This window comes from Agromyces sp. Marseille-Q5079, from assembly GCF_051016555.1.
Taxonomy (GTDB): domain Bacteria; phylum Actinomycetota; class Actinomycetes; order Actinomycetales; family Microbacteriaceae; genus Agromyces.
Genome location: NZ_JBPEJF010000001.1, coordinates 34,989 through 61,664, shown reverse-complemented (window position 1 = coordinate 61,664; position 26,676 = coordinate 34,989). Strand labels below are relative to the sequence as shown.

Annotated in this window: 17 protein-coding genes; 12 read left to right on the top strand and 5 right to left on the bottom strand. The window is 69.6% G+C overall.

The window, feature by feature from the left end:
* Nucleotides 1-135: 135 nt before the first annotated feature.
* Nucleotides 136-9,327, top strand: a complete 9,192-nt coding sequence (locus ACR3IO_RS00240) for a hypothetical protein (RefSeq protein WP_434069170.1) — start codon at nt 136-138, stop codon at nt 9,325-9,327.
* Nucleotides 9,328-9,473: 146 nt separating this feature from the next.
* Here ACR3IO_RS00240 and ACR3IO_RS00235 read toward each other — a convergent pair whose 3' ends face one another.
* From ACR3IO_RS00235 to sdhC, 4 genes are read right to left on the bottom strand one after another with little or no spacing between them, the layout of a single operon-like run.
* Nucleotides 9,474-10,235, bottom strand: a complete 762-nt coding sequence (locus tag ACR3IO_RS00235; protein WP_434069169.1) for a succinate dehydrogenase iron-sulfur subunit — start codon at nt 10,233-10,235, stop codon at nt 9,474-9,476.
* A 2-nt stretch (nt 10,236-10,237) separates the two neighbouring features.
* Nucleotides 10,238-12,046: a succinate dehydrogenase flavoprotein subunit gene (gene sdhA / locus ACR3IO_RS00230; protein WP_434069168.1), complete on the bottom strand. Its 1,809-nt coding sequence runs from the start codon at nt 12,044-12,046 to the stop codon at nt 10,238-10,240.
* Between the two features lie 7 nt (nt 12,047-12,053).
* On the bottom strand, nt 12,054-12,500 hold the full coding sequence (locus tag ACR3IO_RS00225) for a succinate dehydrogenase hydrophobic membrane anchor subunit (protein WP_434069167.1): 447 nt from the start codon (nt 12,498-12,500) through the stop codon (nt 12,054-12,056).
* A gap of 10 nt (nt 12,501-12,510) precedes the next feature.
* A complete protein-coding gene (gene sdhC / locus ACR3IO_RS00220) occupies nt 12,511-12,933 on the bottom strand; it encodes a succinate dehydrogenase, cytochrome b556 subunit (RefSeq protein ID WP_434069166.1) in 423 nt (140 codons plus the stop codon).
* A 207-nt stretch (nt 12,934-13,140) separates the two neighbouring features.
* Between sdhC and ACR3IO_RS00215 the strand changes: the two genes are divergently transcribed.
* The 11 genes from ACR3IO_RS00215 (at nt 13,141) to ACR3IO_RS00165 (ending at nt 24,864) form a co-directional block, all read left to right on the top strand.
* On the top strand, nt 13,141-14,265 hold the full coding sequence (locus ACR3IO_RS00215) for a mannose-1-phosphate guanylyltransferase (RefSeq protein WP_434069165.1): 1,125 nt from the start codon (nt 13,141-13,143) through the stop codon (nt 14,263-14,265).
* A gap of 28 nt (nt 14,266-14,293) precedes the next feature.
* Complete coding sequence (locus tag ACR3IO_RS00210; protein ID WP_434069164.1) at nt 14,294-15,352, top strand: BMP family lipoprotein; 1,059 nt, start codon at nt 14,294-14,296, stop codon at nt 15,350-15,352.
* A gap of 192 nt (nt 15,353-15,544) precedes the next feature.
* Nucleotides 15,545-16,636, top strand: coding sequence for a BMP family lipoprotein (locus ACR3IO_RS00205; RefSeq protein WP_434069163.1), 1,092 nt, complete (start codon nt 15,545-15,547; stop codon nt 16,634-16,636).
* Nucleotides 16,637-16,814: 178 nt separating this feature from the next.
* Nucleotides 16,815-18,332, top strand: a complete 1,518-nt coding sequence (locus tag ACR3IO_RS00200; RefSeq protein WP_434069162.1) for an ABC transporter ATP-binding protein — start codon at nt 16,815-16,817, stop codon at nt 18,330-18,332.
* Nucleotides 18,329-19,663, top strand: coding sequence for an ABC transporter permease (locus tag ACR3IO_RS00195; protein WP_434069161.1), 1,335 nt, complete (start codon nt 18,329-18,331; stop codon nt 19,661-19,663). Before ACR3IO_RS00200 ends, ACR3IO_RS00195 begins: the two co-directional genes overlap by 4 nt.
* On the top strand, nt 19,660-20,976 hold the full coding sequence (locus tag ACR3IO_RS00190) for an ABC transporter permease (RefSeq protein WP_434069160.1): 1,317 nt from the start codon (nt 19,660-19,662) through the stop codon (nt 20,974-20,976). Before ACR3IO_RS00195 ends, ACR3IO_RS00190 begins: the two co-directional genes overlap by 4 nt.
* Nucleotides 20,977-21,040: 64 nt before the next feature.
* A complete protein-coding gene (locus ACR3IO_RS00185; RefSeq protein WP_434069159.1) occupies nt 21,041-21,460 on the top strand; it encodes a cytidine deaminase in 420 nt (139 codons plus the stop codon).
* A complete protein-coding gene (locus ACR3IO_RS00180) occupies nt 21,457-22,758 on the top strand; it encodes a thymidine phosphorylase (RefSeq protein WP_434069158.1) in 1,302 nt (433 codons plus the stop codon). The genes ACR3IO_RS00185 and ACR3IO_RS00180 overlap by 4 nt, the downstream gene beginning before the upstream one ends.
* A gap of 88 nt (nt 22,759-22,846) precedes the next feature.
* Nucleotides 22,847-23,968: an adenosine deaminase gene (locus tag ACR3IO_RS00175; RefSeq protein WP_434069157.1), complete on the top strand. Its 1,122-nt coding sequence runs from the start codon at nt 22,847-22,849 to the stop codon at nt 23,966-23,968.
* A gap of 111 nt (nt 23,969-24,079) precedes the next feature.
* Nucleotides 24,080-24,583, top strand: coding sequence for a PTS sugar transporter subunit IIA (locus ACR3IO_RS00170; protein ID WP_434069156.1), 504 nt, complete (start codon nt 24,080-24,082; stop codon nt 24,581-24,583).
* A complete protein-coding gene (locus ACR3IO_RS00165; protein ID WP_434069155.1) occupies nt 24,580-24,864 on the top strand; it encodes a PTS sugar transporter subunit IIB in 285 nt (94 codons plus the stop codon). Before ACR3IO_RS00170 ends, ACR3IO_RS00165 begins: the two co-directional genes overlap by 4 nt.
* An 84-nt stretch (nt 24,865-24,948) precedes the next feature.
* Here ACR3IO_RS00165 and ACR3IO_RS00160 read toward each other — a convergent pair whose 3' ends face one another.
* Nucleotides 24,949-26,676, bottom strand: a complete 1,728-nt coding sequence (locus tag ACR3IO_RS00160; protein WP_434069154.1) for a phospho-sugar mutase — start codon at nt 26,674-26,676, stop codon at nt 24,949-24,951.

Here is a 26,676-nt window from a genome sequence, read left to right as displayed (position 1 = left end):
TTCCGCAGTCTGACGCGACGCGAAGGTTGAACGACGATGAGCAACTGGTTCGGCACCCGACACGACGACTCCGCACAGCACCCTCGGAGGGAGCGCCGCCGGCGCGAGGCCGAACGGTCACGAACGCTTCGCGGCGTGATCGCCTCGATCGCCGTCGGCGGTCTCCTGGTGGTCGGGCTGCCCACCATGGCCTTCGCCGACCCGACGGATGCGCCGGCCGATCCTACGACGAGCGAGTCGACGGATGCCGCGACGACCGAGTCCGAGGCGACCACTGAGGTGACGGAGACGGCCGAGCCGAGTGAGGAGCCGGCTGAGACGCCGAGCGAGGAACCCACCGACACGCCGAGCGAGACGCCCACTGAGGAGTCGACGCCGCCGTCGGAGGAGCCGGCAGAGGAGCCGGTCACCGAGGAGGAGCCCGCGACCGAGGAGCCCACGGCCGAGCCGCAGAAGAAGGCGGCGAAGAAGGCCGCCGACGAGGGCGAGGTCAACGCCCTCGTCGTGCCCGAACCCGGCGCCGGAGAAGCGGTCATCACCGTTCGCACGGGTGACGTGCGCTCGCTCTCCGACCCCAACTCCATCTCCGCCCTCCAGGGCGTGCAGCTCGGCCTCTACACGACGCGCACCGGTGGTACTCAGCTGTTCACCTGTACCGCCGACGCCGACGGCGACTGCAACTTCGTCATCCCGAACACCGGCGACGGAGGCGTGAACCGCGACCGCGAGATGTGGGTCCGTCAGATCTCCGCCCCGGGAACGCATTTCACGAACCCGTCGCTCCGCACCGGCGACGCCTTCGGCGGCGACAACCAGCAGACGAGCTACAGCTTCCGCGTCGGCGCGCTGATCGATCCTCCCGGGCCGACGCCCGCGGGCTGGCAGATCCGCGCCGGCAACACGTACGGCACGACCCCGCCGGCCGAGTTCATGGTCGGCACGGGCAACACGAACCGCGACGCCTCCGGCGGCGTCTGGCAGAGCTCGCGGGTCAACCCGCTGCTGCCCCAGCAGTGCGGCCTCGACGTCGCACTCATCATGGACCTCTCCGGGTCGGTGAACCCCGCGATCGTGCAGGCCCGTGCGGCCGGTGTCACGCTCGTCAACTCGCTCGTGGGCACCCCCTCGCGCGTCGGCCTCTTCACCTTCGCCCAGTCGGCGCCCGCCCCGGGCGCCAACAACCAGAACCGGAGCATCGCTTCGGTGTCGAACCAGCCCGCCGCCGACATCGTGAACGGCTACATCAACGGCCTGACGGCTCCCACGAGCGGCACCACGAACTGGGACCGCGGCCTCTGGCAGGTCGCGAACTCCCCGACGCAGTACGACGTCGCCATCATCCTCACCGATGGCAACCCGACGGTGTACGGCACCGAGACCACCCCGGGCAACTTCACCCGCACCCGTGAGGTCGAGAACGCCGTCTTCTCGGCGAACTCGATCAAGTCCGAGGCGACCCGCGTGATCGCGCTCGGTGTCGGGTCCGGTGTCACGAACGCGGACACGGCCCTCAACCTGCGCGCGATCTCGGGCGGCATCCCCTTCAACGGCAGCAACGCGACCGCGGCCGACTACTACCAGACCGCCGACTACGCCGCTGCCGGGGCCGCCCTCAAGCAGATCGCCCTCGGCAACTGCCAGGGAGCAGTGTCGGTGACCAAGGCGGTCGTCCCGCCGGGAGGCACGATCGACGACGCCCAGGCCGCAGGCGGCTGGGCGATCTCGGCGACCGAGCCGTCGACCGGCGTCACCGTGAACACCCCGAACCCGGCCGATGGCCTGACGGCTCCGGTCACGGGCGTCATCAGCTACCCGCTCGACTTCGCCGGCGGCACGAACGCCGGCACCGTGGTCATCCGCGAGACGCAGCAGAGCGGGCACACGGTCATTCCGCAGGGCGCGTTGAACGCGACCTGTCGCGATCTCAACACCGACACCCCGATCGCCGGGGTCACGAACAACAACTCCGTTCCGGGCCAGCCGGGCATCAACGTACCCGTCAGTCCGACGACGGCCGTGAGCTGCATCTTCTTCAACCAGGCTCCGAACCCCGCCGCGAGTGTCGTGGTCGACAAGCTCTGGGCCGTCAACGGGCAGCCCGCCGTCCCGAACGGCTCGCAGGACCCCTCGCTCGTCGGCAACGCCAACGTGAACGGCGCGACCACCGGGTTCGGCACCGAGGTGGGCGGCTTCACCGCCGGGCAGTCCATTCCGATCACCGAGCAGCTCACGCAACTTCCCACGACGTGCGAGCTCGTCAGCCAGCGAGTCACCGAGGTGAACGACGCCGGGGCCGACTTCGACCTCGGGGGCGGAGCGTACTCGCTCACCCTCCTGGGCGGACTGAACAACGTCCAGATCACGAACACCATCACCTGCCCGACCAAGCTGACGCTGCGCAAGGAGGTCGTCGGCGGAGGTGTGGCGACCGACCTCTGGACCCTCGACGCGATCAACGGCCCGACGAACTTCCCGGCCGGCAACGACTCCGGCGACGGTGTCACCGGCACCGTGACGCCCGGCGTGGTCTACGCCCTCGCCGAGTCCGACGGCGACCCGCGCTACCTGCAGGTCGACAACCGTGATCCCGTGCTCGCGGTGCCCGGCTCGACGGGCAGCTGGGCGTGCGTGCCGCTCGACGCGGACGGCAACCCGACCGGCGGCAACGCCGGCGGCCTCAATGGCGGCGTGAACGTCGGCTTCGGCAACTGGGTGCAGTGCACCGCGGTGAACCAGACCGCCCAGGTCGAACTCCGCAAGGTCGTGAACCCCGCGAACGGCGGCGACGCCCTGCCCGCCGACTGGGACCTCACCGCCGCTCCGGTCGACCCGCCCGCGGGCATCGTCTCGTCGACGGTGACGAGTGGCACGACGATCCTCGTCCGCCCCGGCGTGACGTACGAACTCTCCGAGGCGAACGGTCCGGCCGGATACGACCTCGAGTCGCTCCAGTGCAACGTCGGGCCCGAGGGCACCTACGTGGATGTCACCGACATCACGCTCGACCCGACGGAGTCGGCGATCTGCGTGTTCACGAACATCGCCGAACTGCCGAAGATCTCCCTCGACAAGGTCGTCTCGCCCACGGGCGTGGCCGACAAGACGTCGTGGACGCTGAGCGCGAGCCGAGCTGACAACGCCACCGTCGTCGCGACCGGTGCCGGCGGCACGTCCGGCCAGTTCGTGAGCGTGCCCGCGGGCGTCGCCTTCAACCTCGCCGAGACCACGTCGCTCCCGAACGCCGGCGAGTTCCAGGCCGGCACGTGGCAGTGCTTCGTGAACGGCGGACCGGCGATCGCCGGACCCGTGCTCGCGGCGCTCTCGCCGGGAGACGAGGCATCCTGCGTCGTCACGAACACGCTGAAGCCGGTGGTCCCGACCATCACGAAGACGGCGGCGGTCCCGACCCCGAACGCCGACGGCTCGTGGAACGTCGGATACGACATCGTCGTGACCAACCCGAGCAACTTCCAGGACCTCACGTACAGCCTGACCGACCAGCTCAAGTTCGGCAGCAACGTCACCGTGAACAGCGCGAGCTACCAGAACACGCTGCCGGCGCCGCCGGGCGCGAGCACCTCGTGGACGGTTCCGTTCACCGACGTCCAGGCGTTCGCCGGTGAGCCGACGCTCGTCAAGGGCACATCGCACACCTGGCACGTGACGGTCAACGCGACCGTCGCACCGGGCACCGACTTCGGGGGCACCAGCCCGACCGCCTGCGACGCCGGGACCCCCGGCACGGTCGGCTTCCTCAACACGGCCGTCATGACCGTGGCGGGCGTCGACTACCCGGCTCAGGACTGCACGGTTCCGGTGAAGCCGACCATCGCCAAGGTGGGCGGCACGGCCGTCGACAACGGTGACGGCACGTGGACCCTCCCGTACAGGATCACGGTCACGAACCCGTCCGCCACGACCGGCGTGGTCTACGACCTCGGCGACGCCCTCGATCTTCCGGCCGCGGCCGAGATCGTCGGCACCCCGGTCGTCGTCGCGAAGCCGGCGGGCGTCACGACGGTTCCCACGTGGACCGGCCAGACTCCGAACACGCTGCTCGCCGATGACATCGCCCTCGCCGGCGGTGCGGCGGCGCACGTGTACGACATCACGGTGACGGTGCGCCTCGATTCCGACGACGCCGAGTTCATCTGCCCGAGTGCCGACGGCCTGAACAACACGGCGACCGTCGTCGCGGGCAACCAGTCGACGGATGCCACGGGCTGCGTCGTCATCAACCCGCCGACGATCACCCACACGAAGTCCGTCGTGCCGGGGTCGGTCTCGCAAGCGGTCGACGGCACCTGGAGCATCGCCTACGACATCGTGGTGACGAACACCGGCGCGGTCGGCGGCGTCTACGACCTCGCCGACACGACGCACTTCGGCACCGGCATCACCGGGGGCACCTACTCGGCGACGAAGAACGGCGCGCCGATCGCCGGGTGGACGAACGGCGGCGTGCTCGCCGACAACGCCTACCTCGCGGCGGGCGACCCCGACCCGAGTGACACGTATCGCATCACCGTGACGGGCATCGCCGTCGCCGGGCCCGAGCTCACGCCGGCCCAGACGGCCTGCCCGACCGGTCCCGGATCGGGTGCCTTCCTCAACACGGCGACCCTCACGGTCGCGGGCGTCGACACCGACAAGTCGGCCTGCGAAACCCCGAGCGCACCGAAGATCGTGAAGTCGGGCGCGACCGCGTCGCAGCAGCCCGACGCCACGTGGAACGTGACCTACACGCTCACGGTGTCCAACACCGACCCGGGCGCCAAGCCGTCCTTCTACACGCTGACGGATGACCCGGCGTTCCCCGCCGGCGTCGACTACCTCAGCTACGCGATCGACGGCGGAGCGCCGGTGAGTCCGTACGACGGCTCGGAGTTCACGGTCGTCGAGGACCAGGCCATCGCGGCAGGTGAGGTCGATGTCTACACCGTCGTCCTCAACGTCGATGCGCCGTCCGGCGCCGTCGCTCCTGAGGAGCTCGAGTGCCAGAGCGAGAACAACCCCGACGGCGTCGGCTTCCTGAACGAGGGCATCCTGACCTCGGGCGAGATCGTGCGCACCGACGAGGACTGCACCGAGATCAGCCGCGGCGGCGAGCCGACGGTCGAGAAGGGCGACCCGACGGTGACGCAGGGCGGCGACGGCGTCTGGACCCTCGTCTACGACGTCACCGTCACGGGCAACGCCGAGTTCGTCTCGCGCTACGTCCTCGACGACACGCTCCGCTTCGGTCCCGAGGTCGACATCCTCTCGGCCGAGTGGGAGAACGCCGACGACCCGACCGAGAACGGCACCTGGACCGACCCCGAGGCCGAGCCGACGACGACCATCGTCGGGACGCCGCGAGTCATCGGCATCGATGCGGTGCACAGCTACACCGTGACGGTCACGGCCGAGGTTGATGAAGCGGCATTCGCGGACCCGGCCACCAACACGTGTTCGCCCTCCGAGGGGGACCCGAACGTCGGCTTCCTCAACGAGGTCGCCCTGACGACGCCCGGCGGCCAGCCGACGTACGACACGGGCTGCGGCCTTCCCGCGAAGCCCGAGGTGACGAAGACCTTCGACGGCCCGGTCACCGGCGACGCGAGCGAGTGGACGGCGAGCTACACCATCACCGTGCACAACACGAGCGATGACCAGGAGCTGGTCTACGACCTCAGCGACACGCCCGACTTCGCCGACGGCGTGGTCATCACCGGCGCATCCGTCACCTCGTCCGACGTCACGGTCAACCCCGGCTGGAACGGCGACGACGACACGACGGTGGTCACCGACGAGCCCCTGGCGGGCGGCGCGACGCACACCTTCACGGTGACGGTCACGTTCACGGTCGATGCGGATGCCCCGGCCGAGGGCCTGGTCTGCGCCGGCGACGGCACCGACGGCCACGGCCTCCTGAACCTCGCCGTGGTCACCTCCGGTGACGACTACGAGGCCGACGACTGCGGCGACGTGCCGGTGACGGTCGAGGTCACGAAGTTCTGGGTGATCAACGGCGGCGCCCCCATCGCCTGGGACAGCGACCAGCTTCCCGCCGGCTTCGGCGCGACGCTGGTGCTCGACGACGTGTCCTCCGACTGGGACACGGTCTACGGACCGTACACGGCCGGCGGCTCGGTGAACATCGACGAGACGGATGTCGCGACGCCCGAGGGCGCCCGATGCTCGCTCGACGCTGACTCGACCACTGGGCTCGGTGACGAGGTGCTGGAAGGCGCGGTCAACGAGTTCGAGGTCGTCAACTACGTCGACTGCACGCAGTCGGTGACCCTCACCAAGGTCGTCGACAACCAGCACGGCGGCGACGCCGTGGCCGAGGACTGGACGCTGAGCGGCGAGAACGTCGGCGACGACACCGACACCTTCAGCGGTGACGGCACGGCGAACGGCACGGTCGAGGTCGGCGTGGGCTACGCGCTCAACGAGGTCTCGACGATCTGGGAGGACGGCGTCGAGTACGAGGTCTCCGCGACCTGGACCTGCGAGTCCGATCTCGGTGAGGATGCCTTCACCCTGGTGGCCGGCGCGACCGACACGAGCGCCACGCTCACGGTGAACGAGTTCGGCGCGAGCGTCGAGTGCGAGATCACGAACACGGACATCGCGCCCGAGCTCACGCTCGTCAAGGTCGTGGAGCCCGAGGACGTCGCCACCGACTTCCCGCCGACGCTCTGGACGCTGACCGCCAGCGACAACGGCACTCCGGTGCTGTCGGGCGACGGCGGAGCCACCGGCGCGGTCGACTCGAACGTGGCGTACGACCTGGCCGAGGCCGCGAGCTTCGACGAGGCCGGCGAGTTCACGGCGAGCGACTGGACCTGCGTGAACGCCGAGGGAGCGCCCATCGCGCTCGACGACTCGGCCGTGACGCTCCAGCCCGGCGACGACGTGACCTGCACGATCACGAACACCGCCCTGCCGGCCACGTACACGTTCGAGAAGACGGTGACGTCGGCCGAGCAGCAGCCCGACGGCACGTGGCTCGTCGAGTACTCGATCGAGGTCGAGAACACGAGCGGCGTCTCGCCGCTCGAGTACGACCTCGTCGACACGCTCGACCAGTTCGGTGAGGGCATCACGGTCGACGAGGCATCGTGGACCAGCTCCGACGGCCGGGACGGCGAGTGGGCGGGCCTGCCCGACGACCTCGACGCCACGCTCGCCGAAGGTCAGGCGCTCGGTGCGGGAGAGACCCACACCTACGACGTGACCGTCGTCGCAACGGTCACCGAGGGCGCCTGGACCGAGGACACCACGCAGTGCTCGAGCGATGAGATGTTCGAGCCCGGCGGCTTCCGCAACGTCGCGACGCTCACGGTCGACGACCTGCCGACCGTGCGCACCGACTGCGACGAGCCCGGCACCTCCTTCGCCGAGAAGCAGGTTGCGGGTGAGCCCGTCTACAACGGCGACGGCACGTTCGATGTCTCGTACGAGATCACGGTGTCCAACGCGAGTGACAAGGACCAGTACTACGACCTGAGCGACACGCCGGCATTCCCGGCGGGCACGACGTTCACGGCCGAGGCCTTCGATCCCGCCGGCGACCCGGTCGTCGGATGGACCGGCGTCGCTCCCGACGCCGTGCTCGCCGATGGTCGACTGCTCCCCGCGGGGACCGAGGGGGGCCCGACCGTCGAGGTCTGGACCATCACCGCAACAGTGAAGGTCGACACGATCACGAACATCGACGATGCGAAGTGCGTCGAGGACACGAGCGGCCACGGCTTCTACAACGGCGGTGAGTTCACCACCGGCACGATCACCACGCCGATCAGCGACTGCGTCGACATCCCGATCGTCGACGTGGGCATCGAGAAGACGGCTCTGCTGCCCGACGGGGTGACCGCGGTGGACGACACCGAGGACAACACCTTCGACTGGGTGCTCACGGTCACGAACAACGGAGTGGACGTGCAGGACCTCGAGGTGACGGACCTCATCGATCCTCAGCTCGAGATCACCGGGCCGGCCACGTTCGAGGCTCCCGAGAACTGGACGGAGTCGACCGTGGGCAACCAGTTCACGGCCAACTACACGGGAACCTTCGTGGAGGGTCAGGTCGCGACGATCACGATCCCGGTGCGGGTGCTTCCCGTCGTGGTCGACGCGCCGCCGGCCGTCGGGCCCGACGATCCCGCTCCGGTCCTGCCGGACTTCCCCGAGAACCAGGTGATTCCGAACCTGGACGCGTGTGTGGCGACCAGCGGTTACGAGCCGCCGGCACCGGGGATCGCGGCTCTGGCGCTCGAAGTCCCCGAGGGCAACGTCGGCGACATCTTCCCCGACAACGACTGCGCCGATGCCGAGGTGCCGGTGAAGAAGGTCGATGCCGGAGCGTACGTGCGATGCGTCGCGGATGTCCCGTGGCTGTACTACGACGTGCGGACGACCGAGAACGTCACCCCCGGCGACATCACGGTGACGTGGACCTCGGCCGACGGCACGCAGACCAAGGTGCAGACGATCCCGTGGGATGACCGTGAGGGCCGGCTCCTGTGGCCGGGCGCCGCGGTCGACGCTGACGGACTGCCGTACCAGTTCCCGGGCTGGCGTCCGATCACCGAGGAGGACCTCACGAACCCGCCGACTCCCGGCACCCGGTTCCTCGACCTCATCCTCGATGACAGCCTGCCCAGCTACGCCTGGCGCGACATGGAGAACCCGGCATCCATCGAGTTCTCGGTGAACCCGAGCCAGACCGTGCTCGCGGTCTACCCGCAGGCGCTCCCGACCTGTGCGGTCGACCGACCGGCCGAACTCGACATCGAGAAGACCGCGAGCGTCGCCAGCACGAAGGCCGACGGCGACTTCAGCTACTCGCTGCAGGTGACGTCGGTCGGCACGGGGGCGACGGATCCGACCGAGGTGTTCGACGAGATCCCGACGCACCTTCGGGTCGACGAGATCACCACGGCACCGGCACCGGCGTTCCCCCGCTGGGAGGACTGCGAGGTGACCGGGCAGGACTCGAGCGGCTACGGCGGCACGCTGCACTGCGACCTGCTCGGCCAGCTCGGGCCGAACTTCACCACAGCGCCGGTCATCGACCTGGCGGTGCACGTGAAGCCCGGCACGACGGTCTCGACGATCGACAACACCGGTGAGGTCTGCTGGCAGACGGCGGACGATCCCGATCCGGTCACGGAGTGCGCCGACGACACCGTCACGGTGACGCTCCTCGGCGGCACGGCGGTCACCGGGTTCTCGACCGGGCCCTGGATCTGGGGAGCGGCCGGCCTGCTGTTCCTCGGCGGACTCGCCGTGGTCTGGGTGATGGTGCGGCGACGCCGGGAGGCGGCCGGCGACTGATCCGCGGCGGCCGGGCGGTGGTTGACCCCGCCGGGCCGCCGTGATCGCCACCCGGGAGCGAGGGGGAACGCGACCGGGGAACGAAGAAGGGCCGATGCGAATCGCATCGGCCCTTCTTCAGCGCGACGAGGTCGCTGCGGCGATCGTCAGGGCTTGCCCCGCATGATGGCCTGCTTGACCTCGGCGATGGCCTTGGTGACCTCGATGCCGCGGGGGCACGCGTCGGTGCAGTTGAAGGTCGTGCGGCAGCGCCACACGCCTTCCTTGTCGTTCAGGATGTCGAGGCGAACGGATGCCGCGTCGTCACGGTCGTCGAAGATGAACCGGTGCGCGTTCACGATGGCCGCGGGGCCGAAGTACTGCCCGTCGGTCCAGAAGACGGGGCACGACGAGGTGCACGCCGCGCAGAGGATGCACTTGGTGGTGTCGTCGAAGATCTCGCGCTTGGCGATCGACTGCACGCGCTCCTTGCCGGCCTCGGGTGTCGAGTTGGCGATGAGGAAGGGCTGCACCTCGCGGTAGCTCGCGAAGAACGGCTCCATGTCGACGATGAGGTCCTTCTCGAGCGGCAGGCCCTTGATGGCCTCCACGTAGATGGGCTTCGAGATGTCGAGGTCCTTGATGAGGGTCTTGCACGCGAGCCGGTTGCGGCCGTTGATGCGCATCGCGTCGGACCCGCAGATGCCGTGCGCACAGGAACGACGGAACGTGAGCGAGCCGTCCTGCTCCCACTTGATCTTGTGGAGGGCGTCGAGCACGCGGTCGGTGGCGTACATCTCGACGTCGAAGTCCTGCCAGCGCGGTTCGGTGTCGACATCGGGGTCGAACCGGCGGATCAGGAACGTGACGGTGAACGACTGGATGGCCGCCTCCGCTGCCGGCGGCTGCTCGAGCGTGGTGGTGCTCACGATCAGTACTTCCTCTCCATCGGCTGGTACCGGGTGATGGTCACGGGCTTCCAGCCGAGCCGGATGTGGTCGGCCGCGTCGGCCGAGTGGGCGTCGCCCGAGAGATAGGCCATGGTGTGCTGCATGAAGTTCTCGTCGTCGCGCTTCGGGAAGTCGTCGCGCATGTGGCCGCCGCGGCTCTCCTGGCGGTTGCGCGCCGAGTAGACGACGACCTCGGCGAGGTCGAGCAGGAAGCCGAGCTCGACGGCCTCGAGCAGGTCGGTGTTGAACCGCTTGCCCTTGTCTTGCACGGCGATGTTCTTGTAGCGCTCGCGGAGGCCTGCGATCACGTTCGTGACGTGGGCGAGGGACTCGTCGGTGCGGAACACCTGCGCGTTCTTGTCCATCTCGTCCTGCAGTTCCTTGCGGATCGCGGCGATGCGCTCGGTGCCGTCGGAGTCGCGGAGCAGCTGCAGCATCTCGCGGATGCCGGCAGCGGGGTCTTCGGGCAGCGGCGTGAACTCCGCGGTCTTGACGTACTCGACCGCGTTGCGGCCGGCGCGCTTGCCGAAGACGTTGATGTCGAGCAGCGAGTTCGTGCCGAGGCGGTTGGAGCCGTGCACCGAGACGCAGGCGCACTCGCCCGCGGCGTAGAGGCCCGGGACGACGGTCTCGTTGTCGCGGAGCACCTCTGCGGCCACGTTCGTCGGGATGCCGCCCATCGCGTAGTGCGCGGTCGGCATGACCGGGACGGGCTCGTACACCGGGTCGACGCCCAGGTAGGTGCGCGCGAACTCGGTGATGTCGGGGAGCTTGGTCTCGAGGACCTCGGCGCCGAGGTGCGTGCAGTCGAGCAGCACGTAGTCCTTGTGGGGGCCGGCGCCGCGTCCTTCGGCGACCTCCTGCACCATGCACCGCGCGACGATGTCGCGGGGGGCCAGGTCCTTGATGGTGGGCGCGTATCGCTCCATGAAGCGCTCGCCGCTCGCGTTGCGCAGGATCGCGCCCTCGCCTCGGGCGCCCTCGGTGAGGAGGATGCCGAGGCCGGCGAGTCCGGTCGGGTGGAACTGGAAGAACTCCATGTCCTCGAGCGGGAGGCCCTTGCGCCAGATGATGCCGACGCCGTCGCCCGTGAGGGTGTGCGCGTTGGAGGTGGTCTTGTAGATCTTGCCGAAGCCGCCGGTGGCGAAGATGATCGCCTTGGCCTGGAAGACGTGCAGCTCGCCGGTGGCGAGCTCGTACGCGACGATGCCCGAGGGCTGCTCGACGCCGTCGACCTCGGTCATGATGAGGTCGAGCGCGTAGTACTCGTTGTAGAACTCGATGCCGAGCCGCACGCAGTTCTGGAACAGCGTCTGCAGGATCATGTGCCCGGTGCGGTCGGCCGCGTAGCAGGCGCGACGCACGGGCGCCTTGCCGTGGTCGCGCGTGTGCCCGCCGAAGCGGCGCTGGTCGATCTTGCCCTCGGGCGTGCGGTTGAACGGCAGACCCATGTTCTCGAGGTCGATGACCGCGTCGATGGCCTCCTTCGCGAGGATCTCGGCCGCGTCCTGGTCGACGAGGTAGTCGCCGCCCTTGACGGTGTCGAAGGTGTGCCACTCCCAGCTGTCCTCCTCGACGTTCGCGAGCGCGGCCGCCATGCCGCCCTGCGCGGCTCCCGTGTGGGAGCGCGTCGGGTAGAGCTTGGAGATGACGGCGGTCCTCGCGCCGGGGCCGGCCTCGATCGCCGCACGCATGCCGGCGCCGCCGGCGCCGACGATGACGATGTCGTACTGGTGGTAGTGGACTCCGTCGACGACCTTCGTCTCGACGTGTGCGCTCTGGGAAGTCACGGTTCTCCTAGACAGCGGGGCAGAACGAGGGAAGCAGGTCTGCGGGGGAGCCGGCGGGGCACGGGTCGAAGGTGAAGACCACGAGGGTGCCGAGCACGATGAGCACGGCCGCGGCGACGAAGAGCGCGCCCTTCAGCACCTTCTGCGTCGCGCCGGGGTTCGTGTAGTCGTTCACGATCGTGCGCATGCCGTTGGCGCCGTGGATGAGTGCGAGCCAGAGCATCAGCACGTCCCACCACTGCCAGAACGGGTCGGCCCACTTGCCGCCGACGAACCCGAAGTCGATGGCCTTGACGCCCTCGCCGACCAGGAGGTTGACGAAGAGGTGGCCGAAGATGAGCACGAGCAGCACGACGCCGCTGGCTCGCATGTAGATCCAGCCCCACTTCTCCAGGTTCACGCCGCGCTTGCGTGCGGGGCGTGCCTGGCTGCGAGGCGCTTCGATGACGGACATGTCTGCGCTCCTAGTGGCTGAAGACGTTCATGAGGTGGCGGGGCGCGAAGCCGAGCATCGTGACGACCCAGAGGGCGATGACGATGTAGAACAGCAGCTTCTGGTGACGCGTCGCCCAGGCCCACAGGTCGACCAGGATGATGCGCACGCCGTTGAAGGCGTGGAACACGATCGCGCCCACGAGGGCGACCTCGCCGAGGCCCATGATGGGCGTCTGGTACGTGCCGATGACGGCGTTGTACGCCTCGGGGCTGACCCGCACGAGTGCGGTGTCGAGGATGTGCACCAGCAGGAAGAAGAAGATGGCGACACCCGTGATGCGGTGCAATACCCACGACCACATTCCCTCGCGGCCGCGGTACAGCGTGCCACCGGGCTTCTGCTTCGCCGGCTTCGGGGGTGCGGTCAGGGTTCCTGCCGAGTTCTCTGGCATGAACAACCCTCCCTGGCTGTGTGATGGCCCTCGATTCAGGGCGCGAACGGGCCGAACGACCCGATGCGATTGTAGTCCCGGGGCTGTCCCGCCGCCGCTAAGGGCTGCCTAACTCTCTCGACATCGAGATATCTCGAATGTTAAATGCGGATGCCGCGTGCGGGCGTTCCCCGCCCGCCGGGGCCTCTGCCCGCTATCCTCGGACTCATGTCTGCGCACTCCGTCCCGTTCGACGGGTTCTACAGCGTCATCCCGGCCGGCGGCGTCGGCTCCCGGCTCTGGCCGCTCTCGCGGGCGGACGCGCCGAAGTTCCTGCACGACCTCACGGGCTCGGGCCAGACCCTGCTGAAGGACACGTGGGATCGCCTCGCGCCGCTCTCGGGCGACCAGCGCATCATGGTGGTCACGGGTCGCGCGCACCGGGCGGCGGTCGAGTCGCAGCTGCCCGACCTGAGCGACGAGAACGTCGTGCTCGAGTCCGAGCCTCGCGACTCGACGGCGGCGATCGGCCTCGCGGCGGCGATCCTCGAACTCCGCGAGCCGGGCGTGATCATCGGGTCGTTCGCGGCCGACCACGTCATCTCGGGCAGCGCACTGTTCCGTTCGGCCGTCGCCGATGCCATCACGGCCGCACGGGCGGGTTACATCGCGACCATCGGCATCACGCCGACGGAGCCGGCGGTCGGCTTCGGGTACATCGAGTGCGGCTCCGAGCTCGCCCTCGAGGGTGCCGCTCGCGTCGAGATGGTGGCCAACTTCGTCGAGAAGCCCGACCTCGCGACCGCACGGCGCTACGTCGACGGCGGCGCGCACCTCTGGAACGCCGGCATGTTCATCGCCAAGGCGTCGACGCTCCTCGAAGAGCTGGCGCGCACGAAGCCCGAGCTGCACGCCGGCCTCATCGAGCTCGCGGCCGCCTGGGACGACCCGGCGACCCGCGGCCCGGCCGTCGACCGCATCTGGCCGACGCTGGAAAAGATCGCGATCGACTACTCGGTCGCCGAGCCGGCCGCCGACGCGGGGCGCCTGGTCGTCGTGCGCGGGCACTTCCAGTGGGACGACGTCGGCGACTTCGCGTCGCTCGCCAAGCTCAACTCCTCGGGCCGATCGGGTGAGCTCGCCATCCTCGGCGAGCATGCGCGCGTGCTCGCCGACGCGTCCAGCGGCATCGTGATCAGCCGCTCGAAGCGCGTGATCAGCCTCATCGGCGTGCAGGACATCGTCGTCGTCGACACGCCCGACGCACTGCTCGTGACCACGAGCGAGCACGCGCAGCGCGTGAAGGCGGTCGTCGACGCGCTCCGCCTCGGTGGCTCGGGCGACGTGCTCTGACGAATTCGGTTCGACCGGGGAGGAACGGATGTCGCGCAAGGGGATCGGGTTCGGGATCGCGCTGGTCGCGGCATCCGTGCTGCTGACGGGCTGCCAGCCGGCACCCGAGGCCGAGCCGACGGCGGATGCCGATGCCGGCTGCGTGCGCATGGTGACCAACTCCGGGGGGCTTGAGGACCGCTCCTTCAACCAGTCGAGCTGGGAGGGGCTGCAGCAGGCCGAGGACGAGCTCGGCGTCGAGGCCGAGGCGATCGTCTCGACCGGCGAGACCGACCTCGCTCCCAACGTCGAGCAGGCCGTCGACTCCGGCTGCGGGCTCATCGTGACGGTCGGCTGGGAGCTCGCAGACCCGACGCTGGCGCAGGCGGAGGCGAACCCCGAGGTCGCGTTCGCGATCGTCGACGAGTCCGTCGACGCGCCGAACGTGAAGCCCGTCGTGTTCGACACGGCGCAGGCCTCCTTCCTCGCGGGCTACCTCGCCGCGGGCGTGACCAAGACGGGCGTCGTGGCGACCTTCGGCGGCGGCAACCAGCCGCCCGTCACGCTGTTCATGGACGGCTTCGTCGACGGGGTCGCGAAGTACAACGCGGTGCACGGTACGGACGTCCTGGCGCTCGGGTGGAACAAGGGGACCCAGGACGGCGCCTTCACCGGCGACTTCGAGGACGTCAACAAGGGCAAGACGCTGACGGCCGGAATCATCGACCAGGGCGCCGACGTGATCCTCCCGGTCGCCGGTCAGGTCGGCGAAGGGGCGGCCGCCGCGGCGCTCGAGCACGGCGACGTCTCGATCGTCTGGGTGGACAGCGACGGCTACGAGACGCTGCCCGCGCAGTACCGCCCCGTGATCCTCACGAGCGTGCTGAAGAACACGCAGGACGCGATGGTGCAGATCGTCGGCGACGTTCAGGACGACGCGTTCACGAACGAGCCGTACGTCGGCACGCTCGAGAACGCGGGCGTCGAGATCGCGCCCTACCACGACCTCGCCTCCCTCGTGTCGCCCGAGCTCGACGGCGAGATCGAGGGCCTGCGACAGGCGATCATCGCCGGCGACGTGGTCGTGGATTCGCCGAGCGCGCCCTGACGCGCTCGCCTGTTCGCGACGCATGCCCCCCGCGCGAGGGGGAGTCGTCCGTGCTCATATGAGCAGAATGTCGCGTCTTCATAACCATTGGATGTCGCGCGCGCAAAGTACCGCGGCTCTGCTCGCAACATTGGGTAACGTGACCACACGGCCCCCCGTTCCGGGTTCAGGGCGCACGATTTGGAGGACACAGTGAAGGTCACGACCAAGAAGGCCGGATTCGCCGGTCTCGCGATGTTCGGTGCAGCCGCGTTGCTCGCCGGTTGCGCTTCCGCCCCCGACGACTCGGGAGACAGCACCGAGGCCGCCGTCGACTTCCTGCCCTGCATGGTCTCCGACGCCGGTGGATTCGACGACAAGTCGTTCAACCAGCTCGGCTTCGAGGGCATCACCAAGGCCGCCGACGAGCTCGGCGTCGAGGCGAAGACCGTCGAGTCCAAGGACGAGACCGAGTACGCCCCCAACCTGACGAGCCTCGTCGACCAGGGCTGCGACCTCATCGTCACCGTCGGCTTCGCGCTCTCGGCCGCCACGGTCGAGTCGGCCCTCGCCAACCCCGACGTCGAGTACGTCATCATCGACGACGCGGCGGACAACGACTTCGACGGCACCGTCGACTCCGAGAACATCAAGCCGATCCTCTTCGACACCGCGCAGGCGGCCTTCCTCGCGGGCTACGCGGCGGCCGACTTCACGACCACGGGCGTCGTCGGCACGTTCGGCGGCATGAACTTCCCGACCGTCTCCATCTTCATGGACGGCTACAAGCAGGGTGTCGACTACTACGTCGCCGAGAAGGGCAAGGACGTCAAGGTCGTCGGCTGGGACGGCACCGACGGCTCGTTCACGGGCGGCTTCGAGGCCAACGACCAGGCGCGCCAGACCGCGCAGGCGCTGATCGACCAGAACGTCGACGTGCTCCTGCCCGTCGGTGGACCGATCTACCAGTCCGCTGCTGCGGCGATCGGCGAGTCCGGCCGTGAGATCGCCCTCATCGGCGTCGACGCCGACGTCTACGAGACCGACCCCAGCGTCGCCGAGCTGCTGCTGACCTCGATCCGCAAGGGCATCGACGTCGGAACCTACGAGGCCGTGCTGGCCGCCGGCAACGGCGAGTTCGACCCGACCCCGTTCATCGGCACGCTCGAGAACGAGGGCGTCGGCCTCGCGCCGTTCCACGACTTCGAGTCGAAGATCTCGGACACGCTCCCCGACGAGCTCGACGCCCTCAAGGCCTCGATCATCTCGGGTGACGTGGTCGTGAACTCCTACCTCGCCGAGTAACACGAGGTGACTGCATCGGGGAGGTCGGTGATGCCGGCCTCCCCGATGCGCGTCCCAGGGCGCACCCCGATGGCGCGTCCGCGCGCATCGGACAACATCTGAGCGGAGCTGCGGCATCCGTCCCAACATCGGCGCAGCACCTGCTGCAGATGCTGCCTCTTCTTCTAGGATCGGTGACATGAAGCTCGAACTTCGCGGAATCACGAAGCGGTTCGGCAGCCTGGTCGCCAACGACCACATCGACCTCACCGTGGAGGCCGGCGAGATCCATTGCCTGCTCGGTGAGAACGGCGCAGGCAAGTCGACGCTGATGAACGTGCTCTACGGCCTGTACCAGGCCGATGAGGGGGAGATCCTCCTCGACGACCGGGTGCAGCAGTACGCGGGCCCCGGCGACGCGATGGCGGCCGGCATCGGCATGGTGCACCAGCACTTCATGCTCATCCCCGTCTTCACGGTCGCCGAGAACGTCATGCTCGGCAACGAGTCCACCAAGGGCGGTGGATTCCTCGACCTCCCGGCGGCCCGCGCGAAGGTGCGCGAGATCTCCGAGCGGTTCGGCTTCCACGTCGACCCCGATGCGCTCGTCGACGACCTCCCGGTGGGGGTGCAGCAGCGGGTCGAGATCATCAAGGCGCTCTCGCGCGACGCGAAGGTGCTCGTGTTCGACGAGCCCACGGCCGTGCTCACGCCGCAGGAGACCGACGAGCTCATGCAGATCATGCGCCAGCTCAAGCAGTCGGGCACCTCGATCGTCTTCATCACCCACAAGCTGCGCGAGGTGCGCGAGGTCGCCGACCGCATCACCGTGATCCGCCTGGGCAAGGTCGTCGGCGAGGCCTCGCCGACCGCCTCGAACACCGAACTCGCCTCGCTCATGGTCGGCCGGGCCGTCGAGCTCACGGTGCACAAGGACCCGCCCACCCTCGGCGAGGCGGCGCTGACCGTGTCGGGACTCACCGTCATCGACCACATCGGCCAGCTCGTCGTCAACGACGTGAGCTTCGAGGTGCGCCGGGGCGAGATCCTCGCGGTCGCCGGCGTGCAGGGCAACGGGCAGACCGAGCTCACCGAGGCCCTCGTGGGCCTGCAGCCGCGGGTTCGCGGCTCCGTCGAGCTCGACGGGGTGCAGCTCACGGGCCGGAGCGTGCGCGACATCCTCAGCGCCGGCGTCGGGTTCGTGCCCGAGGACCGCAACGAAGACGGCCTCGTCGCCGAGTTCACGATCGCCGAGAACCTCATGCTCGACCGATCCGACGGGGCGCCCTTCGTCAAGGCCGCGAACATCCAGCGCGGAGCGCTCGCCGACTTCGCCCGCGAGAAGGTCGCGGAGTTCGACGTCCGCACGCAGGGCATCGACGAGAAGGTGGGCCGGCTCTCCGGCGGCAACGCGCAGAAGGTCGTGCTCGCGCGCGAGCTCAGCCGCGAGCTGCGCCTGCTCGTGGCCGCCCAGCCGACCCGCGGCGTCGACGTCGGCTCCATCGAGTTCATCCACAAGCGCATCGTCGAGGCCCGCGACAGCGGCGTCCCCGTGGTCGTGGTCTCCACCGAGCTCGACGAGGTCGCGGCGCTCGCCGACCGCATCATGGTGATGTACCGCGGCAAGGTGGTCGGCATCGTCCCCGGCGACACCCCGCGCGACGTGCTCGGCCTCATGATGGCCGGCGAACACCCCGAAGAAGGAGCCGCAGCATGAGCGACGCGCAGACCCCGAAGGGGCCGGCCGAGCCCGACGAGCCGGCGACGCCGTCCGCGGATCCCGCAGCCGCGCAGACGCTGACCTCCGCCACGCCCGCCGGCTCCGCCGAGGTGCCTCCGCCGTCGCGGTGGCACACCATGTGGCAGCAGATCGTCACCGGCAACGCGCTGATCTCCGTGCTCTCGGTCGTGCTCGCGCTCATCGTCGGCGCGATCATGATCGCGTTCACCGACGAGAACGTCCAGAAGACCAGCGTCTACTTCTTCGCCCGACCCGGTGACACCTTCGTCGCCATCTGGGAGTCGGTCTCCGGGGCCTACGTCGCCCTCTTCCAGGGCGCGATCTACAACTTCCGTCGCGACAGCTTCGCCGACGGCATCAAGCCGTTGACCGAGACCCTCACCTTCGCGACGCCGCTCATCGCGGGCGGCCTCGGCGTCGGCCTCGCGTTCCGCGTCGGCATGTTCAACATCGGTGGTCGCGGCCAGATGCTCATCGCGGCATCCGTCGCCGGTTGGATCGCCTTCGGCTTCGACCTGCCGGTGGGGCTGCACATGTTCGTCGCCCTCATCGGCGGACTGCTCGGCGGTGCCCTCTGGGGCGGTCTGGCGGGCCTCCTGAAGGCACGCACGGGCGCGCACGAGGTCATCGTGACCATCATGCTCAACTACGTCGCGTTCTACCTCGTGTCGTGGATGCTGCGCACGCCCGGCCTGCTGCAGGCCCCGGGCTCGTCCAACCCGAAGACGCCCGCGATGAAGGACACGGCGGTCTTCTTCGACCTGCTGGGTCCGCAGTACAACCTGCACTTCGGATTCATCCTCGCGGTGGCCGCGACGATCCTGGTCTGGTGGATCCTCAGCCGCTCGAGCCTCGGGTTCCGGTTCCGGGCCGTCGGCGAGAACCCGAACGCCGCCCGCGTGGCCGGCATCAACGTGCCGTCGATGTACGTCTACGCGATGCTCATCTCGGGCGCCCTGCTGGGCCTCGCGGGGGTCAGCCAGGTGCTCGGCACGGTCACCACCGGCTTCACCGCGGGCATCGACGCCGGCATCGGCTTCGACGCGATCACGGTCGCCCTGCTCGGTCGGTCGACGCCATGGGGCATCTTCGCCGCCGGCATCCTGTTCGGCGCGTTCAAGGCCGGCGGATTCTCGATGCAGGCCGCCGAGGGCGTCCCCATCGACATCGTGCTCGTCGTGCAGTCGCTCATCGTGCTCTTCATCGCGGCGCCGCCGCTGGTGCGCACGATCTTCCGCCTCCCCGATCCCTCGAAGACCCCGAAACGACCGACCCCGATCGTCACGAAGGAGGTGGAGGCGAAGTGAGCACCGCAACCGAGTCCGCAGCCCCGGCACCGCAGGTCGTCACGCTCGACACGACCGTCGTCACGAGCTGGAAGGCGCCCATCGCCTTCGGCGTCTTCACGCTCCTCGCCCTCGCGCTCGCGGTCTTCGCGCCGCGGAGCGGAGACACGACCTACAAGCTGAACGCGTCCGAGAAGGACGCGATCATCGTGCCGAACCTCGTCGTCCCGGCGATGCCCGCACTCTGGACCGTCATCGTGCTGCTCGCAGCCGTCACGGCGTACTCGATCTGGCTCGTCACCTCCAAGAAGCGCGTGCCGCTGTGGCTCATCGTCGTCTTCGCGGTGCTCTTCCTGTTCGGCTTCCTCACCTGGGCGGGCGCCGGCTCGACGCTGCCGATGATCGGCCTCCTGTTCGGTTCGCTGAGCCTGGCCGTCCCGCTCATCTTCGGTTCGCTCGCGGGCGTGATCGGCGAACGCGTCGGCGTCATCAACATCGCGATCGAGGGCCAGCTGCTGGCCGGCGCGTTCACCTCGGCGGTCGTGGCATCCGTCGTCGCCTCCTCGACCGGGTCGATCTGGGTCGGGCTCATCTCCGGCGTCGTCGGCGCGATGGTCGCGGGGCTCCTCGTCGGCATGGTGCTCGCGGCGTTCTCGATCAAGTACTTCGTCGACCAGGTGATCGTCGGCGTCGTGCTGAACGTGCTCGTCACCGGCCTCACGAGCTTCTTCTTCTCGCAGGTGCTCGCACCGAACGCCGGAGTGCTCAACTCGCCGCCGCGCTTCCCACGCATGCCGATCCCCCTGCTCAGCGAGATCCCGATCATCGGACCGGTCTTCTTCCGGCAGACCGTGATCGTCTACATCATGTACATCGCTGTCGCGGCGGTCTACGTCGGACTCTTCCACACGCGATGGGGCCTCCGGCTCCGCGCGGTCGGCGAGCACCCGCAGGCGGCCGACACGGTCGGCATCAACGTCAACCGCACGCGCTTCTGGAACGTCGCGCTCGCCGGCGCCATCGCGGGCCTCGGCGGCACCTTCTTCACCATCGGCTCCGGCATCGCCTTCAACAAGGAGATGACCGCGGGCGCGGGCTTCATCGCCCTCGCGGCGGTGATCTTCGGCCAATGGGACCCCATCAAGGCGACCCTGGCGGCGCTGCTCTTCGGCTTCGCCTCGAACCTGCAGAACACGCTGTCGGTGATCGGATCGCCCGTGCCGAGCGAGTTCATGCTCATGCTGCCCTACCTGGTGACGATCATCGCGGTCGCCGGTCTCGTGGGCAAGGTCAGAGGTCCGGCCGCGGCGGGCAAGCCGTACATCAAGGCCTGATGCGCCGCGCCGACGGCGGCGCGACGCGAACGGCGAGAAACCCATCCTGGAACGGGGGAGCATCATGACCGCAACGGATGCGATCGACTGGAACGACCTGCGCGAGCGCGCGCGGGAGGCCATGGCCAAGGCGTACGTGCCGTACTCGGAGTTCCCGGTCGGCGCGGCGGCGATCGTCGACGACGGACGGGTCGTGAGCGGCTGCAACGTCGAGAACGCCTCGTACGGCGTGACGCTCTGCGCCGAGTGCTCGCTCGTGTCGGCGCTCGCCATGTCGGGCGGCGGCAAGCTCGTCGCCTTCACGTGCGTCGACGGCCACGGCAACGTGCTGATGCCCTGCGGCCGCTGCCGGCAACTGCTCTTCGAGCACTCCGCCGAGGGCATGGTGCTCGAGACCGTCTCGGGGTTCAGGACCATCGACGAGGTGCTGCCCGACGCGTTCGGACCGCGACAGCTGGCCGAGTACCGGGGGGCCGACGCATGAGCGCCGTCGAGGCGTTCGACGCGGTCGACCTGATCCGCGCCAAGCGCGACGGGCACGAGCTCGAGACGGCCGAGATCGACTGGCTCATCGACGCCTACACGCGCGGCTACGTCGCCGACGAGCAGATGTCGGCGATGACCATGGCGATCTTCCTGAACGGCATGGCGCGACGCGAGATCCGGGACCTCACGATGGCCATGATCGCCTCGGGCGAGCGCATGGACTTCAGCGGCCTCGGCAAGCCCACCACCGACAAGCACTCCACCGGCGGCGTCGGCGACAAGATCACGCTCCCGCTGATGCCGCTGGTCGCGAGCTTCGGCGTCGCCGTGCCGCAGCTCTCGGGGCGCGGCCTCGGGCACACCGGTGGCACGCTCGACAAGCTCGAGTCCATCCCGGGCTGGCGCGCCGACCTCACCAACGACGAGATGTTCGCACAGCTCCGCGACATGGGCGGCGTGATCTGCGCGGCGGGCAGCGGACTCGCACCCGCCGACAAGAAGCTCTACGCGTTGCGCGACATCACGGGCACGGTCGAGGCGATCCCGCTCATCGCCTCGTCGATCATGTCGAAGAAGATCGCCGAGGGCACGGGCGCGCTCGTGCTCGACGTGAAGTTCGGCTCCGGCGCGTTCCTCCAGGACATCGAGCGCTCGCGCGAGCTCGCCCGCACCATGGTCGAGCTCGGCGAGGACGCCGGGGTCGCGACATCCGCACTGATCACCAACATGAACGTGCCGCTCGGCCTCACGATCGGCAACGCCAACGAGGTGCGCGAGTCCATCGAGGTGCTCGCCGGCGGCGGTCCGGCCGACGTGCGCGAGCTCACGGTCGCGCTCGCCAGGGAGATGCTCGAACTCGCCGGAGTGCGCGACGCCGACGTCGAGGCCGCGCTCGACGACGGCCGTGCGATGGACAGCTGGCGCGCGTTCGTTCTCGCCCAGGGCGGCGACCCCGATGCCGCGATGCCGGTCGCCCGCGAGACGCACACCGTGCTCGCCGACCGCGACGGCGTGCTCGTCGAGCAGCAGGCGCTGCCCTTCGGCATCGCCGCGTGGCGCTTGGGCGCCGGGCGCGCGCGCAAGGAGGATCCCGTGCACCACGCGGCGGGCATCGACCTGCACGCGAAGCCCGGCGACACGGTGCGCGAGGGCGAACCGCTCTTCACGCTCTTCGCCGACGAGCCCGCACGATTCGCCCGCGCACTCGACGCGGTCGAGGGTGCGTACCGCATCGGCGACGCCGGCGAGGCGATCGCCGACGGCGGCCCGCTCATCGCCGATCGCATCGGTCGCTGACCTCGAAACATCGGTGCCGGCGGCGCGCCTCGCCCATTGCTCTGAGATTGCCGAGACTTCGCGGGGGCGTCGCCGGTATCGTTGAGCCGTGAACACGAATGCGACGCAGTACCGGCTCGAGGGCGATGGCGCGAACATCCAGGCCCTCCCGAAGATCTCGCTGCACGATCACCTCGACGGAGGGCTGCGTCCGCAGACCATCATCGAGCTCGCCGAGGCCACCGGCGTCGACGTGCCCAGCCGCGACGCCGAGGAGCTCGGCGCGTGGTTCGCCGAGAAGTCCGACTCGGGCTCGCTCGTCGAGTACCTGAAGACCTTCGACCTGACGACCGCCGTCATGCAGACGCGCGAGGGGCTCACGAGGGTCGCCCGCGAGTTCGTGCAAGACCTCGCGGCCGACGGCGTCATCTACGGCGAGGTCCGCTGGGCGCCCGAGCAGCACCTCGCGGGCGGGCTCGACCTCGACGAGGTCGTCGCCGCCGTGCAGGAGGGCCTCGAGCAGGGCTCCGACGACGCGCGCGACGCCGGCCACGGCATCCGCACCGGGCAGCTGGTGACGGCCATGCGCCACGCCGACCGGGGCCTCGAGATCGCCGAGCTCGCCGTGCGTCACCGCGACCGCGGGGTCGTGGGCTTCGACATCGCCGGAGCCGAGGCCGGGTTCCCGGCCAGCCGCCACCGCACGGCGTTCGACTTCCTCGCCGGGCAGTACCTGCCGGTCACCGTGCACGCCGGTGAGGCCGACGGCCTCGAGTCCATCCGCAGCGCGCTCTTCGACGGCCGCGCCCTTCGGCTCGGCCACGGCGTGCGTCTCGCCGAAGACCTCGTCATCGAGCGCCAGGACGACGAGAACACGTACGTCTCGCTCGGGCCGATCGCCCAGTGGGTGCGCGACCGCGAGATCGCCCTCGAGCTCAGCCCGTCCTCCAACCTGCAGACCGGTGCGATCCAGGCCTGGGGCGACGAACTCGTCGACCACCCGTTCGACCTGCTCTACCAGCTCGGCTTCCGGGTCACGGTCAACCCCGACAACCGGCTCATGAGCTCCACGAGCATCACGCGCGAGCTCGCATTGCTGAGCGACGCGTTCGGCTACGACCTCGACGACCTCGAGACCTTCCAATTGAACGCGGCTGCGGCCACGTTCCTTCCGCTCGACGACCGCGACGAGCTCGCCGAGCTCATCCGCGAGGGGTTCGACGAGGCCTGAGCGGATGCCGCCGGGCGGTCGCCCGGCACACCGCGACGAGGTCGACGCCGATCCTTCCGAACCACCCTGAACACGACCCCGCGCGATCCCCGTGCTGAAACGGATCCATCCATGACGACACCGTCGCTTCCCGACTCGGCCGTGCTCCTCGGCGCGCGAGTCGACGACTGGCGGCAGGCCGTCCGCGAATCCGGCCGGGCGCTCACGCGTGCCGGCGCGACGCGTGACGAGTACACCGAGCGCATGATCGGCGTGATCGAGGAGTTCGGCGCGTACGTCGTCATCGCTCCCGGACTCGCGCTGGCCCATGCACGCCCCGGCCCCGACGTGCTCCACGAGGGACTCTCGGTCGTGACGCTCGCGACGCCGGTCGAATTCGGCCACCCGCACAACGACCCGGTCTGCGTGGTCATCGGCCTCGCCGTCGCGAACGCCGAAGAGCACGTGGCGTCGGTGGCGCGGCTCGCGAACGTGTTCAACGATGAGCAGGTCATCACGCGCATCGCCGCCGCGAGCTCGGCCGACGAGGTGCGCACGCTGCTCGGCCTCGCCGGACCGGGCGGCGAGCTCGGCGACGGACCGACCGCCGAGACCGGCACCGAGGCGAACGCATGAAGATCATCGCGGTCTGCGGCTCCGGCATCGGCACCTCCGCCATCCTCAAGGTGAACGCCGAGCGGGCGCTCGGTCGCCTCGGCCTCTCGGCCGTGGTCGACGCGAGCGACCTCGACTCGGTCGCGGTCGCGGCATCCGACGCCCAGGTCGTGCTCACCTCGACCGAGCTCGCCGGCGCGGTGCGCACGGCCCTCGGCCGCAATCACGCCGAGATCATCGAGGTCGTCAACTACTTCGACGTCGAGGAGATCGGCGGCAAGCTCGAGGCGTCGCTCGGCTGACGGGTCGGGCGGTGGGGCGCTCGCCTCGACCGCCCCAACCGCCTGCCGCCCGCACGACGCCTCCGACGCCGGTGCGGGGCGGCCTCACGCGATGAGGTCGCGCATGCCCGTCTCGAGTCGCTCCAGCGTTGCGGATGCCGCGGCGCGTCGCTCGGCCACCGTGCCGTCGTGCGCGGCGGCGTCGAGGTAGACCTTGAGCTTCGGCTCGGTGCCGCTCGGGCGCACCATGACCCGGGCGCCGCCCTCGATGACGAACCGCAGCACGTCGCTCGGGGCGAGCGCCCCGAACCCGTGCGAGAGGTCCTCGATGCGCTCGACGCGGATGCCGCCGACCGAGGCCGGCGGCTCGGCGCGAAGCCGGGCCATGACGGCGTCGATGCGGGTCAGATCGGTGACCCGGATCGAGATCTGGCTCGAGACGTGGCATCCGAACCGCTCGACGAACTCGTCGAGGTGGTCGGCGAGCGTGCGGCCGTTGGCGCGGAGCTCGGAGGCGAGCGAGAGGAACGCGACCGCGGCCGAGATGCCGTCCTTGTCGCGCACCGTGCCGGGGTTGACCAGGTAGCCGAGGGCCTCCTCGAAGCCGAACACGAGGTTCGACGCGCGCGAGATCCACTTGAAGCCGGTGAGCGTCGCCTCGAAGTCGAGGTCGTACGCGTCGGCGATCTCCTCGAGGCCGGGGGAGGAGACGATCGAGCAGGCGAGCGTGCCGTCGGCTCCGCCGTCGCCGGAGGCACCGGCCGCGTGACGAGCCGCCCGCCAGCCGAGCAGCAGGCCGACCTCGTTGCCGGTGAGCCGGCGGTACCCCGCCTCGGCGGTCGCATCGGGGATGGCGACCGCGAGCCGGTCGGCGTCGGGGTCGTTCGCGACGATGAGGTCGGCGCCGACCTCGCGGGCCTTGGCGAAGGAGAGGTCCATCGCGCCCGGCTCCTCGGGATTCGGGAACGCGACGGTCGGGAAGGCGGCGTCGGGGGCGATCTGCGCGTCGACGAGGGCGGGCGCGTCGAAGCCCGCTTGTGCGAGCACGCGCGCGGCGGTCTCCCAGCCGACGCCGTGCATGGCCGTGTAGACGACCTTCGGCTGGGCCGCGGGCGCGTGCCCGGCCTCGAGCGCGGTCTGGTGCACGTAGGCGTCGATGACGGACTCGTCGGCCGTCTCGAACGCGCCCCGCGGGAGCTCGGGCACGGTCGTGGTGGCCGCGACGCCGGTGATGTGCGCCGCGATCTCGGCGTCGGCCGGCGAGACGATCTGCGATCCGTGGTCGCGGTCGCCGAGGTAGACCTTGTAGCCGTTGTCGTTGGGCGGGTTGTGCGAGGCCGTGACCATGACGCCCGCGGAGGTGTCGAGGTGGCGCACGGCGAACGCGAGCACGGGCGTCGGCAGGAGTCGCGGCAGCAGGATGGCGCGCACGCCCGCCCCGGCGAGGATCTCGGCCGAGTCGCGTGCGAACACCGCCGAGTTGCGTCGCCCGTCGTAGCCGATGACGACCGAGGGCGCCGCGTCGGTGCTGCGCTCGAGCAGGTACGCCGCGAGTCCGGCCGCGGCCTGCGCGACCAGCACGCGGTTCATGCGGTTGGGCCCTGCGGCGATCTCGCCGCGGAGGCCGGCCGTGCCGAACGCGAGGCGCTGGTCGAAGCGGTCCGCGAGATCCGTGGATGCCGCGGCGTCGCCGGACTGCACGCGGGCGAGGATCGCCTCGAGCTCGGCGCGCGTCTCGGGGTCGGGGTCCTGGGCGATCCACGCCTCGGCGAGGGCGATGCGGGTGCGGTCGACGTCGGACGGGACCGGCGTCGAGGCGTCTGGCTGCGACAT

Bases quoted from the DNA above. Each gene is read 5' to 3' on its own strand.
- ACR3IO_RS00225 (WP_434069167.1), bottom strand. From the start codon at position 12,500: ATGTCCGTCATCGAAGCGCCTCGCAGCCAGGCACGCCCCGCACGCAAG.
- sdhC (WP_434069166.1), bottom strand. From the start codon at position 12,933: ATGCCAGAGAACTCGGCAGGAACCCTGACCGCACCCCCGAAGCCGGCG.
- ACR3IO_RS00215 (WP_434069165.1), top strand. From the start codon at position 13,141: ATGTCTGCGCACTCCGTCCCGTTCGACGGGTTCTACAGCGTCATCCCG.
- ACR3IO_RS00210 (WP_434069164.1), top strand. From the start codon at position 14,294: ATGTCGCGCAAGGGGATCGGGTTCGGGATCGCGCTGGTCGCGGCATCC.
- ACR3IO_RS00200 (WP_434069162.1), top strand. From the start codon at position 16,815: ATGAAGCTCGAACTTCGCGGAATCACGAAGCGGTTCGGCAGCCTGGTC.
- ACR3IO_RS00195 (WP_434069161.1), top strand. From the start codon at position 18,329: ATGAGCGACGCGCAGACCCCGAAGGGGCCGGCCGAGCCCGACGAGCCG.
- ACR3IO_RS00185 (WP_434069159.1), top strand. From the start codon at position 21,041: ATGACCGCAACGGATGCGATCGACTGGAACGACCTGCGCGAGCGCGCG.
- ACR3IO_RS00180 (WP_434069158.1), top strand. From the start codon at position 21,457: ATGAGCGCCGTCGAGGCGTTCGACGCGGTCGACCTGATCCGCGCCAAG.
- ACR3IO_RS00170 (WP_434069156.1), top strand. From the start codon at position 24,080: ATGACGACACCGTCGCTTCCCGACTCGGCCGTGCTCCTCGGCGCGCGA.
- ACR3IO_RS00165 (WP_434069155.1), top strand. From the start codon at position 24,580: ATGAAGATCATCGCGGTCTGCGGCTCCGGCATCGGCACCTCCGCCATC.
- ACR3IO_RS00160 (WP_434069154.1), bottom strand. From the start codon at position 26,676: ATGTCGCAGCCAGACGCCTCGACGCCGGTCCCGTCCGACGTCGACCGC.